Genomic DNA, 15,836 nt, shown 5'->3' on the forward strand with positions numbered 1-15,836 from the left:
GGGAGGGCCGAGCCGAGGCGTCACCTCTCGGATCGACGTGGGCGAGGCCCGCACGGATCCTCTCCGCGCGGGCCTCGCCCCTGTCATCGGTCCGACGTCATCGGCCCCCGGTCACCGGCTCAGACGTGCCCGGCCTGGGCGAAGGGATCGATGATGTCGTCCGGCCCGCCGTCGCCCTCGCCGCCGGTCTCGTCGGCAGAACCCTCCGGGGCCTCGACGTCGATCGTCTCCGAGCCCGCCAGCGGGATGGAGCCGCCAGGGATCGCGGCGAGCAGGCGCTTGGTGTAGTCCTGCTGCGGAGCGTGGAAGACGTCGTCGGTGGTGCCCTGCTCGACGACCTTCCCCTTCTCCATCACGAGGGTGTGATCCGCGATCTGCCGCACCACGGCGAGGTCATGGGTGATGAACAGGTAGCTCAGCCCCAGCTCGGCCTGCAGGTCGTTGAGCAGCTCGAGCACCTGGGCCTGGACCAGCACGTCCAGCGCCGAGACGGCCTCGTCGCAGATCACGACCTCGGGATCCAGCGCGAGCGCGCGGGCGATCGCGACGCGCTGGCGCTGGCCGCCCGAGAGCTCGTTGGGGTAGCGACGCATCATCGCCGCGGGGAGCGCGACCTTGTCCAGCAGGTCGCGGACCTTCGCCTCGCGGCTCTTCGGATCCCCGATGCCGTGCAGGCGCATCGGCTCCTCGATCGTGCGGAAGATCGAGTACATCGGGTCGAGGGTGCCGTAGGGGTTCTGGAAGATCGGCTGCACGCGACGGCGCAGCGCCTTCAGCCGGCCGCCCCGCAGGTCCGCCACGTCCTCCCCCTCGAAGAGCACCCGGCCCGAGGTGGGCTCGAGCAGCTTCAGCACCATCTGGGCGACGGTGGACTTGCCCGAGCCGGACTCCCCCACGATCGCCGTGGTGGTGCCGCGGCGCAGCGCGAAGGAGACGTCGTCGACCGCGAGGAAGGGGGTCGACCTCCACGGCACCTTCCCGCGGATCGGGAAGGACTTCGTCAGGCTCTGCACCTCGATCACCGCGTCGGCGTCCGGCTCGGCGTAGCCGAACTCGGGCGCCATCGTGTCGGACACCGGAGCCGGGGAGGTGAGGCGGTCCTCGGCGTGCACCGGCGCGTTCTCCTGCGCCTGCTCCCGGATCTCCGCCCGCTGGGTGGAGGAGACCAGGCGCCGCGAGGCGAGCGACGGCGCGGCGCTGATGAGCCGCTTGGTGTACGGGTGCTGCGGGTCCTGCAGCAGCTGCAGCGCAGGACCGGACTCGACGACCTGGCCCTTGTACATCACCACCAGGTGCTGGGCGCGCTCGGCGGCCAGACCCAGGTCGTGGGTGATCAGCAGCACCGCCACGCCGAGCTCACCGGTGAGGTGGTCGAGGTGGTCGAGGATCTGCTGCTGGACGGTGACGTCCAGGGCGCTGGTCGGCTCATCGGCGACCAGCAGCTTCGGCCGGGCGGCCAGGCCCATCGCGATCAGGGCGCGCTGCTTCATGCCGCCGGAGAACTCGTGCGGGAACTGCTCGGCGCGGCGCTCCGCGTCGGAGAGACCCGCCTCCTCGAGCAGCTGGACGGTGCGCTTCCTCGCCTCGGCACCCTTGGCGATGCCGTTGGCGGCGAGGGTCTCGCGGATCTGCGCGCCGACCTTCCACATCGGGTTGAGGTTGCTCATCGGGTCCTGCGGGACCAGGCCCACCTGGTCGCCGCGCAGCACCCGGATCTCCTTCTCGGAGACATGGGTGATGTCGCGGCCCTCGAAGAGGATCTGTCCGCCGGTGATGGAACCGTTCTCGGCCAGCAGGTGCGCGATCGCCATGGCGGTCGTGGACTTGCCCGAGCCGGACTCCCCCACGATCGCGACGGTCTCCCCGGGGTACACCTCGAGGTTCGCATTGCGTACGCCCTTGACCGGTCCGTTCGAGGTGGTGAACGTGATCTCGAGGTCCTTGATCTCCAGCAGCGGCTGCGCGGAGCCGGCCGAGGAGGCGGACGGGGTGGGGTTCACGGAGGTCGTGGTCATCGCTTCCTCGCCTTCGGGTCCAGCGCGTCGCGCACCGCGTCGCCGAGCATGATGAAGCTCAGCACGGTGATCGCGAGCGCCACGGACGGGTAGAACAGCATCGACGGCTGCGTGCGCAGCGCGTCGCGGGCGTCGGAGATGTCCCCGCCCCAGGAGACGGCGGAGGTGGGCAGGCCCACGCCGAGGAAGGACAGCGTCGCCTCGGCGACGATGAACACGCCGAGGTTGACGGTCGCGGTGACGATCACCGGGGCGATCGCATTGGGGATCACGTGCTTGAGCAGCACGGAGGGGCTGGAGGCGCCGAGCGCGACCGAGGAGGTGACGTAGTCCTGACCCTTCGTGGAGATCACGGCACCGCGCATGATGCGGGCGACGTTGGTCCAGCCGAAGATGCTCAGCACCACGATCACGGTCCACATGCTCATCTCGCCCACGCGGGTCGCGACCACGATCGCGCCGAGGATCATCGGCACCGCGAAGAAGATGTCGGTGACGCGGGAGATGACCTCGTCGAACCAGCCGCCGATGTAGCCGGCGAGCGCGCCGATCGTGCCACCGATGAGGGTCGAGCCGATCATGGCGAAGAAGCCGATGATCACCGAGGTGCGGGCGCCCCAGAAGGTGCGGGCCATGATGTCGTAGCCCTGGCGGGAGGTGCCGAAGGGGTGCTCGGGACCGGGCGGCTGGTTCGCGCGGCCGAGATCGCCGAAGCCCGGATCCTGCGAGGTGAACACCTGCGGGAAGGCGGCGACGAAGAGCACGAACAGGATCAGCAGCGCGGAGATCACGAACACGGGGTTGCGGATCAGGCTGCGCCCGGCCTCGGCCCACAGCGAGCGCGGCGTGCCGGTCGTGTCGACCGCGTCGACCTCCTGCAGCGGGGTCTCCGCGAGCGGCGCGACCCAGTGCTCCGTGCGGGGGCGGCGGGAGTTCTGAGCATCACTTCGCATAGCGGATCCTCGGGTCGAGCACGCCGTAGAGCAGGTCCACGACGAGGTTGGAGAGCAGGAAGATGATCACCAGCAGCGTCACCAGCGACACGATCATCGGGGCCTCGCCCGCGTTGATCGAGCTGAACAGCAGCGTGCCGATGCCCGGAACGTTGAAGACGCGCTCGGTGACGATCGCGCCGCCCATCAGGGCGCCCAGGTCCGCGCCGATGAAGGTGACCACGGGGATCAGGGAGTTGCGCAGGACGTGCTTGGAGACCACGCCGCCGCGGGAGAGACCCTTCGCGGTCGCTGTCCGCACGTGGTCGGCGCCCGCCGTCTCCGCGATCGAGGTGCGGGTCAGACGCAGCACGTAGGCGAAGGAGACGCCGCCGAGCACGATGCCGGGCAGCAGCAGGTTCTGCCAGGACGGGTCGCGACCCACGTTGATCGGGGCGATCCCCAGCTGCAGGCCGAACACGAACTGCGCCAGGAAGCCCAGCACGAAGGTGGGCGTGGCGATCAGCAGCAGCGAGAGCATCAGCAGCGTGGTGTCGATCAGCTTGCCCTTGCGCAGGCCCGAGATCACGCCGGCGGCGACGCCGAAGACCGTCTCGACGACGACGGCGATGATCGCCAGGCGGAACGTGGTCGGGAAGGCCGCGGCGATCTGGTCCCACAGGGGGCGCCCGTTGAAGCCGACGCCCAGGTCGAAGGTCAGCACGCTCTTGAGGTAGAGCAGCCACTGCACGAGGACAGGCTGGTCGAGGTTGTACTGCTCGCGCAGCCGCTGCTCGACCGCCGGGGAGATCGGCTTGTCACCGGCCAGGGTGAGGATCGGGTCGCCGGAGGTGTAGAACGCCAGCAGGTAGACGATCAGGGTGGCGCCGAGGAAGACGGGGATCATCTGCAGCAGTCGCCGCCCGATGTACCAGAGCACGTCGTTCCCTTTCGAAGGAGGAGGGGCCTTGCGGCCCGGTGGAACGGCCCGGCCGGGCGCCGGGCGTGGAACAGCGGGAACCGGACGCAGCCGGTTCCCGCTGTCACGGGGAGATCAGCAGATCACTTGGTGATGTTGTGGTACAGCGGCACCGTGTCCCAGCCGTACTCCACGTCGGAGACGAGCGTCGAGTAGCCGCCGATGGTGTTCTGGTACCAGAGCGGGAGGACGGGGAGGTCGCGCATGAGCAGGGCCTCCGCCTCCTTCCAGATCTTGATGGCGTCCTCCTCGGTCTCGGCGGCGAGGCCGTCGGCCAGGAGCTGGTCGAACTCGGGGTTCTTGTAGTCGCCGTCGTTGGAGCCGTTGCCGTCGGCCGCGGAGGAGCCGTAGAGCGGGCCGAGGAAGTTGTAGGCCGACGGGTAGTCCGCCTGCCAGCCGGAGCGCCAGGTGCCCAGGAGGTCACGGGCGCGGATCTGCTCGCGCATCTCGCCGAAGGCCGGGAACGGCGTGGGCTTCGCCTCGATGCCGAGGACGTTCGCGAGCGAGTTGCAGACCGCCTCGACCCAGTCCGCGTGCGGACCGTCGGCGTTGTAGGCGAGGGTGAGCGGGCCCTTGAACGGGGTGATCGCCTCCGCCTCGTCCCACAGCTTCTTCGCCTCGGCCTCGTCGAACTCGAGCACCTCGGAGCCGGGGATGTCGGTCGCGCCGCCGCCGGGGATCACCGGGGAGACGAAGTCCGTGGCGGGGGTGCGGGTGCCGAAGAAGAGGTTGTCGCAGATCGACTGGCGGTCGATCGCGCGGGAGAGCGCCTTGCGACGGATCGCGCCGGCCTCGCCCTCGAAGTTCGGGTCGTAGCCGGGCAGGGTGATCGACTGGAACACGGCGCCGGGGGCGTTGACTGCTCGCTCGCCGAGGTCGTCCTCGAAGGTCGCGAGCGCCGAGCCGGGCAGCTGGTCGACGACGTCGACGTTGTCCGACTGCAGGTCGAGGTACATCGTCTCCGGGTCCTGGTAGACCGTGAAGGTGATGCCGGAGTTCTTCGGGGCGCGGGGGCCGTCGTAGGACTCGTTGGGGACCAGCACCAGCTCCTGGTCGTGGGTCCAGGTCTCGAGCTTGTAGGGGCCGTTCGCCAGCGGCGCCTCGCCGTAGGCCTCCATGTCGTCGAAGGCCGAGGGCGGCATCGGCATGTAGGCCGAGTAGCCCAGACGGGTCGGGAAGTCCGACTGCGGGGAGACCAGGCGCGCGGTGAAGGTGGTCTCGTCGACGACCTCGAGGCCGGAGAGGGTCGCATCGGGGGCGACGTCCTCGGCGGAGAGCTCCTCGTAGCCCTCGAAGGGCTCGAAGAAGTACTGGCCGATCTGGGCGTTGGCGGCGTTCGCGCCGTAGTTCCAGGCGTCGACGAAGTCCTGCGCGACGATCGGGGTGGAGCCGTCGGAGTAGGTCAGGCCCGAACGGATCTTGATGGTCCAGTTCTGGTTGTCCTCGGACTCGATCGACTCCGCGATGTCGTTCTCGATGCTGCCGTCGGCCTTGTAGTACACGAGCCCCGCGAAGATCATCGTGATGATGCGGCCGCCGCCGACCTCGCCGGTGTTGGCGGGCAGCAGGGGGTTCTCGGGCTCGGTGGTGTTCGCGTAGATCGGCTCTCCGGTGCCGCCGCCGGCATCGTTGCCGCCGCCGCTTCCGCCGTCGTCACCGCCGCAGGCGGCGAGGGTGAGGGCTGCCGCGCCTCCGGCGGCGGTGCCCAGCATCATGGATCGGCGCGAGATGGCCATGGGTTCTCCTGGATGGCTCGTGGTCGTGCACCGCACCATCGATGTGCGGTACGGCACCTAGTGTGCACCCTCCGATGTCAACTGCATTCCATCTGTCGGTAACGCTTCGGTCTCGACGATTTTTCAACCATGAGCGAACCCGGGACGGACCAGGGGCGGAACCCGTGGCAGGAAGTCCCCTCCCAGCGTGCCTGGGTGTTGAATGGCCATATGACTTCTCTCGATCCCACCACCGCTCCTGTCGACCCCACCACGACCGAGGCCTGGGCCGAGCTCGAGGCGCACGACCTCGCGCTCGAGGGCTCTCTGCGCGAATGGTTCGCCGCGGATCCCGAGCGCGCCGCCCGGTTCACGCACGACGCCGCGGACCTCCACGTCGACCTCTCGAAGAACCTTCTGACCCCCGAGACCATGCGCCTGCTGCTGAAGCTGGCCCGCGAGGTCGGGGTCGAGGAGCGTCGCGACGCGATGTTCGCCGGCGCCCACATCAACACCACCGAGGACCGCGCCGTGCTGCACACCGCGCTGCGCCGCCCCGCCGGCTCCTCCCCCGCCCTGATCGTGGACGGGCAGAACATCGACGAGGACGTGCGCGGCACGCTCCACCGCGTCTACGGGTTCGCCGAGAAGGTCCGCTCCGGCGAGTGGACCGGCGTGACCGGCAAGCGCATCGAGACCGTCGTGAACATCGGCATCGGCGGCAGCGACCTCGGCCCCGTCATGGTGTACGAGGCGCTGAAGCCCCTCGCCCAGGACGGCCTCGAGGCCCGCTTCCTCTCCAACATCGATCCCACCGACGCGTACGAGACCACGCGCGGCCTCGACCCCGAGACGACGCTCGTTATCGTCGCCTCGAAGACCTTCACGACCCTGGAGACCCTCACCAACGCGCGCCTGGTGCGCAGCTGGCTGCTGGAGGGGCTGCGCGAGAGCGCGGGCCTGACCGCTGAGCAGGAGAAGGAGGCCGTCGCGAAGCACTTCGTGGCCGTCTCCACCGCGCTGGACAAGGTCGAGGAGTTCGGGATCGATCCCCGGAACGCCTTCGGCTTCTGGAACTGGGTGGGCGGCCGCTACAGCGTCGACTCCGCGATCGGCACCGTGCTCGCCACCGTGCTGGGCCCGGACGTGTTCGAGGAGTTCCTGACCGGCTTCCACGCGATGGACGAGCACTTCGCCACCGCGCCCGCGGAGCAGAACGTGCCGCTGCTGATGGGCCTCACGAACATCTGGAATGTGAACTTCCTGGAGGCGGAGACCCACGCGGTCCTTCCCTACTCCCAGTACCTCCACCGCTTCCCGGCCTACCTCCAGCAGCTCACCATGGAGTCCAACGGCAAGGGCGTGCGCTGGGACGGCTCGCTGGCGACCACCGAGACCGGCGAGGTCTTCTGGGGCGAGCCCGGCACCAACGGCCAGCACGCCTTCTACCAGCTGATCCACCAGGGCACCCGCGTGATCCCCGCGGACTTCATCGCCTTCGCCACCCCGGACCACGCGCTGGTCGACGGGGAGCAGGACGTCCACGAGCTGTTCCTGGCGAACTTCTTCGCCCAGACCAAGGCGCTCGCCTTCGGCAAGACCGCCGAGGAGGTCCGCGCCGAAGGGACCGAGGGCGCGCTCGTCGCCGCCCGCGAGTTCTCCGGAGACCGGCCCACCACCTCGATCATGGCCCCGAAGCTGACCCCGTCGGTGCTGGGCCAGCTGATCGCGCTGTACGAGCACATCACCTTCGTGCAGGGCGTCGTGTGGGGCATCAACTCCTTCGACCAGTGGGGCGTGGAGCTCGGCAAGCAGCTCGCGAAGGACCTCGCCGGCGCCGTCGCCGGCGACGAGGAGAAGATCTCCGCGGAGGACGCCTCGACCGAGGGCCTGATCCGCTACTACCGCGAGCACCGCGAGGGCTGATCGCCCTCGCCGTCGCATCCGTTGACGGCATCGACGAGGGGCGGTCCCGATCGGGACCGCCCCTCGTCTCGCACTCCCCGGCTCGGGCGAGCGCCGTCGTGCCCGATCTCCTGCCGCTCGTCCCTCGCAGCACGTCGATCAGGCAGCACCCTCCCGCCCGATCTCCTGCCGCTCGTCCCTCGCAGCACGTCGATCAGGCAGCACCCTCCCGCCCGATCTCCTGCCGCTCGTCCCTCGCAGCACGTCGATCAGGCAGCACCCTCCCGCCCGATCTCCTGCCGCTCGTCCCTCGCAGCACGTCGATCAGGCAGCACCCTCCCGCCCGATCTCCTGCCGCTCGTCCCTCGCAGCACGTCGATCAGGCAGCACCCTCCCGCCCGATCTCCTGCCGCTCGTCCCTCGCAGCACGTCGATCAGGCAGCACCCTCCCGCCCGATCTCCTGCCGCTCGTCCCTCGCAGCACGTCGATCAGGCAGCACCCTCCCGCCCGATCTCCTGCCGCTCGTCCCTCACAGCACGTCGATCAGGCCAGGTAGTCCACGTCCTTGGTCTCGCCGCCGAGGACGAGGGCGAGGATCGTCACGACCGCGGCGACGGCGAGATAGCCGCCCACCAGCAGCAGCGAGCCGCCCTGCGCCTGCCACAGCGCGATCATCGCGTAAGGGGCCGGGGCCGCGCCGATGACCGAGGCCATGTTGTAGCTGACGGCGCTGCCGGTGTAGCGCACGTCGGCCTTGAACATCTCCGGCAGGAACGCGGCCATCGGCCCGAACGTCATGCCCATCAGGGTGAAGCCGAGGATCAGCGCGGCCATCACCCCGGCCGTGCCGGCGTGCATGAGCGGGTCGAGGACGAGCCCGAACACGCCGATCCCGGCGGTCACGGCGAGCAGGAGCCGCTTGCGCCCCAGCCGGTCCGCGAGCGGACCGGAGACGACGGTGAAGATCCCGAAGAAGATCACGCCGATGATGAGCATGGTGAGGAAGTCGGTGCGCTCGTAGCCGAGGCCGGGCACGAAGGTCGCGGCGTTGAAGTCCTTGCCGGCCGTCTCCGCGGCGGCGCGGGCGGAGGCCTCGTCGGCCGCGGTGGTGCCGACCACCATGAGGAAGGCGGTCATGAGGTAGAAGAGCACGTAGGTGGCGACCATCGCGAGGGTCGCGAGCACGAGCGGCTTCCACGCGGTGCGGAACACGCGCGCGATCGGCACGGAGGCGACCCGCTGCTCGTCCAGCACCTTCTGGAAGGCCGGGGACTCCATGAGCTTCAGCCGCACCCACAGCCCCACGACCACCAGGACCGAGGAGAGCAGGAAGGGCACGCGCCAGCCCCAGGCCATGAACTGCTCCGGGGTGAGCTGCACGCTCAGCAGCACGAACAGCAGGTTCGAGAGGATGAAGCCGACGGGCGCGCCGAGCTGTGGGAAGGTGCCGTACAAGGCGCGCTTGACGGGCGGGGCGTTCTCGGTCGCCAGCAGCGCGGCGCCGGACCACTCGCCGCCCAGTCCGATGCCCTGGCAGAAGCGCAGCAGCACCAGGATCGCGGGGGCGATGAACGCGAAGCCCGGGGTCGAGGCGGTGGGCAGCACGCCGATGAGGAAGGTCGCGATGCCCATCACCAGCAGGCTCGCCACGAGCGTGGCCTTGCGGCCCACACGGTCGCCGTAGTGGCCGAAGATCAGCGAGCCCAGCGGCCTCGCGATGAAGGCGACGCCGAACACCGCGAAGGAGCTCAGCAGCTGGTTGGCCGGGGTCTGCGTGGGGAAGAACAGGGCCGGGAACACGAGCGAGGCGGCGGTCGCGTAGGCGTAGAAGTCGAAGAACTCGATGGTGGTGCCCACCATCGAGGCCGTGATGACCCGGCCGCGGGTGTTGGCCGGTGCAGCCGGCGGCGGGGCGGTGGAGGAGGTCGGAGCGGGGACGGTGTTCACGACGGGCGACACTAGACCCGGAGGTCCACCATGCGGACCCTCGGGCCGGATCCTGAGACCGTGGCGGCGCCGGCGAGCACCCCCTGACGTACACCCGAATGGCTCCAACTGTTCACCCTGTTTCACGGGGTAGCGCTTTCCCCCGCGGGACCTGGTCACAGTCCCGCAACGATGCGGACGAATCACCGCGAGCCCCTCCCCTGCTGGGGAATTGCGCTGACCATATGGGCAGGGGCCGCACCGTCGCGTCCCCTGCCCTCCGCGGAGGGACCGCATCGCTGTCGAGGAGGACCGCGCATGTCACGCCATACCGTCTCCCGTTCGCGCCTCAACCCCACCCGCCGCACGGTCGCCCTCGGAGGGACCGCGGCGATCGCCGCCACCGCCCTCGCCGCCTGCAACCCCGGGGGCTCCGGAGGCGGTGACGGCGGTGGCGAGGGCGAGCCCGTCGCCGAGCAGGACACCGCCGCTCTCGCCGGCAAGTCCCTCAGCTACCTCTACTTCACCGACGGTCCCGACGAGCAGGCGACCCGCGACCTCATCGCCGCCTTCGAGCAGGAGTACGACGTCACCGTCGAGCTCGAGATCGTGCCCTTCGCCGACATCACCACCACCCTCCAGGCACGGCTGTCCGGCGGGCAGGCGCCAGACGTCGCGCGCGTCGCCGCGACCGCGCCCTTCGTCGGGGACCTGCTGCTGCTGGACGATTATCTCGGCGCCGACTACCTCGAGCAGTTCACCGAGGGAGTGCAGGTGGGGATGACCGACGCGGACGGGAGGATCCATGCGATCGCCTCCGACCTCACCCAGAACGGCCCCTTCGTGAACACCGACCTGTTCGAGCAGGCCGGGGTCGTGCTGCCGGAGTCCTGGACCTGGGAGGAGATGGCGGACCTCGCCGCCCAGGTGCAGGAGGCCACCGGCACCGAGTTCGCCTTCGCGATGGACAAGTCCGGCCACCGGCTCTCCACGATCCTGTCCCAGGGCGGCACCTACCTGGTCCAGGACGGCAGCAGCTCCCTGGACGTGGCCGCCGCGGCCACCGCGCTGCAGCCGCTGGTGGACATGATCGAGGCCGGCACCTCCCCCAGAGACTTCTGGCTCGACTCGGGCACGAAGTACCAGGGCGCCAACGAGGTGTTCCTCGCCCAGCAGGTGCCCGTGTACCTCTCCGGCAACTGGCAGGTCGCGCAGTTCGACGAGGACGCGGAGTTCGGCTGGGCGACGATGCCCAACCCCACGCAGGTCGCGGGCGGCGGCTTCCCGGGCGGGAAGTTCATGGTCGGCTTCGCCGAGGGGCCCGAGAACCAGCTCGCGGCGACCTTCCTGGAGTTCATGAACTCGACCGAGTCTCAGAAGTCCTTCATCTCCGCCTCCGCGTTCATGCCCACGCGCGCGGACCTCACCGAGTCCGGGGTCGAGTACCCGGTGCGGAACGAGGAGATGGGCATCTTCGTCGACGACCTCGCCGAGACCCCGACCGAGGCGTACGCGGCCTGCTACGACGCGAACTTCGACGCCGCCGCGCAGGAGTTCGTGGCCGAGTTCGCGGAGGTCGTCTCCGGGAACAAGGACCTCGCCACCGCGATGGAGGACCTGCGCGCCTCGATCGACGCGATCGTGGAGCAGGCCTGATGAGCTCCGCCACCGCACCCGTCGGCACCCGTCGTCGCCGACGGGTGCCGTGGTCCCTGCGCGCCGCGCCCTACCTGTTCCTGCTGCCGAACATGGTGATCTTCGGGCTGTTCACGATCTACCCGGCCTTCAGTGGCCTGAACATCTCGCTGTACAGCTCCCGAAACGGCCGCACCTTCGAATGGGCCGGGCTCGGCAACTACCGGCGGATCTTCGCCGACGACGACTTCTTCCAGTCGATGGGGGCGACGCTCGTGTTCGTCCTCGCCTTCGTGGCGCTGTCGGTCGCGATCTCGGTGGTGCTCTCCGTGCAGCTGAACGCGCAGCGGGTGGGCAGAGCTTTCTTCCGCTCGGTGTTCTTCCTGCCGGTGCTGCTGAGCCCGGTGGTCGTCGGCATCGTGTGGCGGTGGCTGCTCGAGCGCAACGGCGGCCTGGTCAACGCCGCGCTCGGCGCGCTCGGGATCCCGGCCGTGCCGTGGCTGGTGGACCCGACCCTCGCGATGGTGAGCGTGGTGGCGGTGAGCCTGTGGGTGAACGTCGGCTTCTACACGATGATCCTGCTGGCGGGGCTGCAGTCGATCGACCCGAACCTCTATGAGGCGGCGAGCCTGGACGGCGCCTCGCCGCTGCACCAGTTCCGGCACATCACCCTGCCGATGCTCGCCCCGACTACGATGGTGGTGCTGATCCTGTCCACGATCCACGGCTTCCAGTCCTTCGACGTCATCTACAACCTCACCGGCGGAGGGCCGGTGGGGGCGACGACGCTGCTGGTGCAGTACGTCTACGACAACGCCTTCGGCCCCCAGATGCAGTACGGGATGGCGGCGGCCGGCTCGGTGGTGCTGTTCGCGATCGTCATGGCGTTCACGCTGCTGAACTGGCTCGTCGGCCGACGCGCGGAGGCGGTGTGACGCGATGACCCTTTCGACCTCGCAGAGACCCACCACCTGGACCTCGACCTCCCGCACCCGCGTGCGTCCACGGGACGTGGTGCGGACCGTGAACCTCACCGCCCTCGCCCTCCTGGTGCTGATCCCGCTGGTGTGGACGGTGCTCGGCTCCTTCAAGAGCCCCACCGAGCTGTCCCGTCGGCCGCCGACGCTGCTTCCCGAGCAGTGGATTCCGCAGAACTACGTGGAGGCGCTGACCGGCTTCGACGTGCTGCGCTATCTCACCAACTCGGTGATCGTCGTGGTGGTCGCGACGCTGCTGACCCTCGCGATCAACTCGATGGCGGCCTACGCCCTGGCCCGCTACAACTTCCGCGGCCGGGAGGTGCTGTTCCTCGTCACGCTCGCCACGATCATGGTGCCGTTGCAGGTCATCCTGATCCCCGTCTACCAGGTCACCGCGGCGCTCGGCCTGACGAACTCGCTGTGGGGCGTGATCCTCCCGGCGATCGCGACGCCGACGGGGGTGTTCCTGCTGCGCCAGTACATGCTCACCATCCCCGACGAGCTGATCGACTCCGCGCGCATGGATGGGGCGCGGGAGTTCGGGATCTTCTGGCGGGTGGTGCTGCCGCTGTGCCGTCCCGCGCTCGCGGTGCTGGCGATCTTCTCGGTGCTGTGGCGGTGGAACGACTTCCTCTGGCCGCTGGTGGTCACCAACGAGCGCACCCGCACCCTGCCGGTGGCGCTGCAGCGCTTCGCGAGCCAGGAGGTCGTGCCCTTCAACCTGGTGCTCGCGATCTCCGTGGTCTCGCTCGTCCCGGTCCTGATCTGCTTCTTGGTGTTCCAGCGCCAGATCGTCCAGGGCATCGCCGCGACCGGCATGAAGTGAACGCACCGCCGGTCACGCGCGGGTCTCCGGTGGCAGATCGGCCTCCCGGTCGGCGGCCGTCGATGGAAGAATCATCGTCGGCATGCCTGAACTGACCGAGGGGAACCCATGGAAGCCTTGATACCGATCGTCGGCGGCGTCGCCGTCGTGGTGGTCGTCCTGCTCATCCTGCCGCTGGTGCTGCTGCGCAGCTACCGCATCGCCGCACCGAACGAGGCCCTGATCATCACGGGCCGCAACACGAAGGAGAGTCCCACCGGGGACATCGACCTGGAGTCGGGCAGCGCGCGGGTCGTGATCGGCGGCCGTGCGCTCGTGCGTCCCATCGTGGACCGCGCCTTCGTGCTCAGCCTGTCCTCGCGTCAGATCCCGGTCGAGGTCGAGGGCTACTCGATGAACGGCATCTTCCTCCGTCTGCGCGGGGTGGCGCAGGTGAAGGTGGGCGGCAACATCGAGGACGTCCGCAAGGCCTCGCAGCGCTTCCTGGATCAGCAGCAGCAGATCGACCACTACACCCAGGAGATCCTCTCGGGCACCCTGCGCGCCGTCGTCGGCACGCTGACGGTGGAGCAGATCATCCGCGACCGCGCCTCCTTCGCCTCGCAGGTGCAGGCCGAGGCCGAGCACTCGATGAACAACCAGGGCCTGGTGATCGACACCTTCCAGATCTCGGCCATCGAGGACGACGGCTCCTACCTGCGTGACTGGGGCCGTCCCGAGGCGGCGCTGGTCGCCAAGCGCGCCGCGATCGCCGAGTCGGACGCGAACCGCGAGTCGACCCAGGCGAAGAACCTCAACCTCCAGCAGGAGGCGGAGTCGAAGCAGGCCTTCGACCTCCGTAACGCGGAGATCAAGGAGGAGACCGATGCGCGTCAGGCCGTCGCCGACGCCGCCGGTCCCCTTGCCCGCGCCGCGCAGCAGCAGAGGATCATCGAGCAGGAAGAGCTCATTGCGGTCCGCAACAACGACCTGCGCGAGAAGCAGCTCATCGCCGAGGTCCACAAGCCGGCCGAGGCCAAGCGCTACGCCGAGCAGCAGGACGCGGACTCCAAGAAGTACGCCCGCGTCGCGGACTCCGAGGCGCAGCTGACCGACGAGCGCAACCGCGCCGAGTCCCGCAAGGTCACCGCGGACGCCGAGGCGCACGCGATCGAGGCCCGCGGCCGGGCCGAGGCCGAGGTCGAGCTGCAGCGCCGCTCGAAGGACGCCGAGGCGGTCCGGCTCGAGGGCCAGGCCGAGGCCGACTCGCTGCGCGCCAAGGGCGAGGCCGAGGCCGCGGCGATCCGCGCCAAGGGCGACGCCGAGGCGGAGACCACCCGTGCCCGCGCCGAGGCGTACAAGCAGTTCAACGACGCCGCGGTCCTGGCCCAGGTGCTCGAGGTGCTGCCGGAGGTCGCCGGCGAGCTCGCCTCCCCGTACTCGAACATCTCCAACCTCTCGGTGTTCTCCACCGATGGCGAGGCGAAGATCGGGCAGAACATCTCCGTGGGCCTCGCCCAGGTGCTCGACATGGTCAAGTCCACCACCGGCGTGGACTTCCAGGACACGCTCCAGCGGGCCGCCGAGGGCGGTCGCGCGGTGCGCGAGCAGTCCGAGCAGACCCGTGGCGAGGGCCTCTCCACCGCCGCGGACCCCACCGCCGACGAAGGGGAGGGCGAGGCCTGACGCCTCTCCCCCGCATCTGCGGCGCCCCGTCCCCTCTGCGGAGGAGGCGGGGCGCCGCTGCGTCATCCCCCGTCAGGACACCGTCCATCCGTCGTTCACCTGCGACGATCCGGGGACCGAGGACCCGCCCAGAAGCTACCCGGCCCGCCTAGAGTGGAGGCGGAGCACGCCGAGGAGCGGCTCCGCCCCGACGCCCGGACGCCCGAGAGAAGAGAGCCAGCCCGTCATGAAGATCGGAATCCTGACCTCCGGCGGCGACTGCCCCGGCCTGAACGCGGTGATCCGTGGAGCGGTGATCAAGGGCGATCGCCTCTTCGAGGACGAGTTCATCGGCTACCGGGACGGCTGGCGCGGCGTGATCGAGGGGGACTGGATGACCCTCCCCCGCCGTCGCGTGCGCGGCATCGGCCGGATCGGCGGCACGATCCTGGGCACCTCCCGCGCGAATCCCTTCCACGACGGGGCCGACGGCGCCGAGATCGTCCGGCGCCACATGGACGAGCAGGAGGTCGACGCGATCATCGCGATCGGCGGCGACGGCACGCTGTTCACCGCGAACCGGCTGTCCGAGGCGGGGATCCCGGTGGTCGGCGTGCCCAAGACGGTCGACAACGACCTCGACGCGACCGACTACACCTTCGGCTTCCACACGGCGGTCGAGATCGCGACCGAGTCGCTGGACCGGCTGCGGATGACCGGCGACTCCCACCACCGCTGCATGGTGGCGGAGGTGATGGGCCGCTCGGTGGGGTGGATCGCGCTGCACTCGGGGATGGCCGCCGGAGCGCACGTGATCTGCCTGCCCGAGTTCCCACTGAGCATCGAGGAGATCTGCGGCTACGTGAAGGCGGCCCACGACCGCGGTCGCGCCCCGCTGGTGGTGGTCGCCGAGGGGTTCGTGCCCTCCGACGCGCCCGAGGGCTTCATGGACTACGACCTCGACGAGTTCGGACGGCCGCGCTTCGGCGGGGTCGCCGCGGCGCTCGCGCCGCTGATCGAGGAGCGTCTGGGCATCGAGTCGCGTGCGACGGTGCTGGGGCACATCCAGCGCGGTGGCGAGCCGACCGGCTACGACCGGGTGCTCGCCACCCGCCTGGGCACCGCGGCGGTCGACCTGGTGCACGGCAGCGGCTTCGGGCGGATGGTCGCGCTGCGCGGCACCGACATCGTGGACGTGCCGCTGACCGAGGCGATCGACAGCCTGAAGGCGGTGCCGGAGTCGCGCTGGCACGAGGCCGAGGTGCTCTTCGGCTGATC

At 69.7% G+C, this 15,836-nt stretch carries 11 protein-coding genes; 6 read left to right on the forward strand and 5 right to left on the reverse strand.

Annotated elements, in window-relative coordinates:
* Positions 1 to 119 precede the first annotated feature (119 nt).
* The 4 genes from RBL05_RS05175 to RBL05_RS05190 form a co-directional block, all read right to left on the reverse strand.
* On the reverse strand, positions 120 to 2,015 hold the full coding sequence (locus RBL05_RS05175) for a dipeptide ABC transporter ATP-binding protein (protein WP_308740388.1): 1,896 nt from the start codon (positions 2,013 to 2,015) through the stop codon (positions 120 to 122).
* Positions 2,012 to 2,968: an ABC transporter permease gene (locus RBL05_RS05180; protein WP_308740387.1), complete on the reverse strand. Its 957-nt coding sequence runs from the start codon at positions 2,966 to 2,968 to the stop codon at positions 2,012 to 2,014. Before RBL05_RS05180 ends, RBL05_RS05175 begins: the two co-directional genes overlap by 4 nt.
* On the reverse strand, positions 2,958 to 3,887 hold the full coding sequence (locus tag RBL05_RS05185) for an ABC transporter permease (RefSeq protein WP_308740386.1): 930 nt from the start codon (positions 3,885 to 3,887) through the stop codon (positions 2,958 to 2,960). The genes RBL05_RS05180 and RBL05_RS05185 overlap by 11 nt, the downstream gene beginning before the upstream one ends.
* A gap of 122 nt (positions 3,888 to 4,009) precedes the next feature.
* Complete coding sequence (locus RBL05_RS05190; protein ID WP_308740385.1) at positions 4,010 to 5,662, reverse strand: peptide ABC transporter substrate-binding protein; 1,653 nt, start codon at positions 5,660 to 5,662, stop codon at positions 4,010 to 4,012.
* Positions 5,663 to 5,872: 210 nt separating this feature from the next.
* On the opposite strand from RBL05_RS05190, the gene pgi reads away from it, so the two are divergent.
* Positions 5,873 to 7,567: a glucose-6-phosphate isomerase gene (gene pgi / locus RBL05_RS05195; protein WP_308740384.1), complete on the forward strand. Its 1,695-nt coding sequence runs from the start codon at positions 5,873 to 5,875 to the stop codon at positions 7,565 to 7,567.
* 523 nt (positions 7,568 to 8,090) lie between these two features.
* Here pgi and RBL05_RS05200 read toward each other — a convergent pair.
* A complete protein-coding gene (locus RBL05_RS05200; RefSeq protein ID WP_308740383.1) occupies positions 8,091 to 9,494 on the reverse strand; it encodes an MFS transporter in 1,404 nt (467 codons plus the stop codon).
* 297 nt (positions 9,495 to 9,791) lie between these two features.
* On the opposite strand from RBL05_RS05200, the gene RBL05_RS05205 reads away from it, so the two are divergent.
* The 5 genes from RBL05_RS05205 to RBL05_RS05225 all read left to right on the forward strand — a co-directional run bounded on the left by RBL05_RS05205 (position 9,792) and on the right by RBL05_RS05225 (position 15,834).
* Positions 9,792 to 11,129 carry an ABC transporter substrate-binding protein gene (locus RBL05_RS05205; protein WP_308740382.1) on the forward strand — a complete coding sequence of 446 codons (1,338 nt, stop codon included), beginning with the start codon at positions 9,792 to 9,794 and terminating at the stop codon, positions 11,127 to 11,129.
* Positions 11,129 to 12,043, forward strand: a complete 915-nt coding sequence (locus RBL05_RS05210; RefSeq protein WP_308740381.1) for a carbohydrate ABC transporter permease — start codon at positions 11,129 to 11,131, stop codon at positions 12,041 to 12,043. Before RBL05_RS05205 ends, RBL05_RS05210 begins: the two co-directional genes overlap by 1 nt.
* 4 nt (positions 12,044 to 12,047) lie before the next feature.
* Positions 12,048 to 12,914 (forward strand): carbohydrate ABC transporter permease, encoded by an 867-nt coding sequence (locus RBL05_RS05215; RefSeq protein WP_308740380.1) that lies wholly within the window; start codon positions 12,048 to 12,050, stop codon positions 12,912 to 12,914.
* Between the two features lie 108 nt (positions 12,915 to 13,022).
* On the forward strand, positions 13,023 to 14,579 hold the full coding sequence (locus tag RBL05_RS05220; RefSeq protein WP_308740379.1) for a flotillin family protein: 1,557 nt from the start codon (positions 13,023 to 13,025) through the stop codon (positions 14,577 to 14,579).
* Between the two features lie 226 nt (positions 14,580 to 14,805).
* Positions 14,806 to 15,834, forward strand: coding sequence for an ATP-dependent 6-phosphofructokinase (locus RBL05_RS05225; RefSeq protein WP_308740378.1), 1,029 nt, complete (start codon positions 14,806 to 14,808; stop codon positions 15,832 to 15,834).
* The last annotated feature ends 2 nt before the right edge of the window (positions 15,835 to 15,836 follow it).

Origin of the sequence: Brachybacterium sp. GU-2 (genome assembly GCF_030866705.2) — a bacterium.
GTDB classification, from domain to species: domain Bacteria; phylum Actinomycetota; class Actinomycetes; order Actinomycetales; family Dermabacteraceae; genus Brachybacterium; species Brachybacterium conglomeratum.

Excerpts from the sequence above, each read along its gene's own strand:
- RBL05_RS05180 (WP_308740387.1), bottom strand. The coding sequence starts at position 2,968 with ATGCGAAGTGATGCTCAGAACTCCCGCCGCCCCCGCACGGAGCACTGG.
- RBL05_RS05205 (WP_308740382.1), top strand. The coding sequence starts at position 9,792 with ATGTCACGCCATACCGTCTCCCGTTCGCGCCTCAACCCCACCCGCCGC.
- RBL05_RS05175 (WP_308740388.1), bottom strand. The coding sequence starts at position 2,015 with ATGACCACGACCTCCGTGAACCCCACCCCGTCCGCCTCCTCGGCCGGC.
- pgi (WP_308740384.1), top strand. The coding sequence starts at position 5,873 with ATGACTTCTCTCGATCCCACCACCGCTCCTGTCGACCCCACCACGACC.
- RBL05_RS05210 (WP_308740381.1), top strand. The coding sequence starts at position 11,129 with ATGAGCTCCGCCACCGCACCCGTCGGCACCCGTCGTCGCCGACGGGTG.
- RBL05_RS05225 (WP_308740378.1), top strand. The coding sequence starts at position 14,806 with ATGAAGATCGGAATCCTGACCTCCGGCGGCGACTGCCCCGGCCTGAAC.
- RBL05_RS05215 (WP_308740380.1), top strand. The coding sequence starts at position 12,048 with ATGACCCTTTCGACCTCGCAGAGACCCACCACCTGGACCTCGACCTCC.
- RBL05_RS05220 (WP_308740379.1), top strand. The coding sequence starts at position 13,023 with ATGGAAGCCTTGATACCGATCGTCGGCGGCGTCGCCGTCGTGGTGGTC.
- RBL05_RS05190 (WP_308740385.1), bottom strand. The coding sequence starts at position 5,662 with ATGGCCATCTCGCGCCGATCCATGATGCTGGGCACCGCCGCCGGAGGC.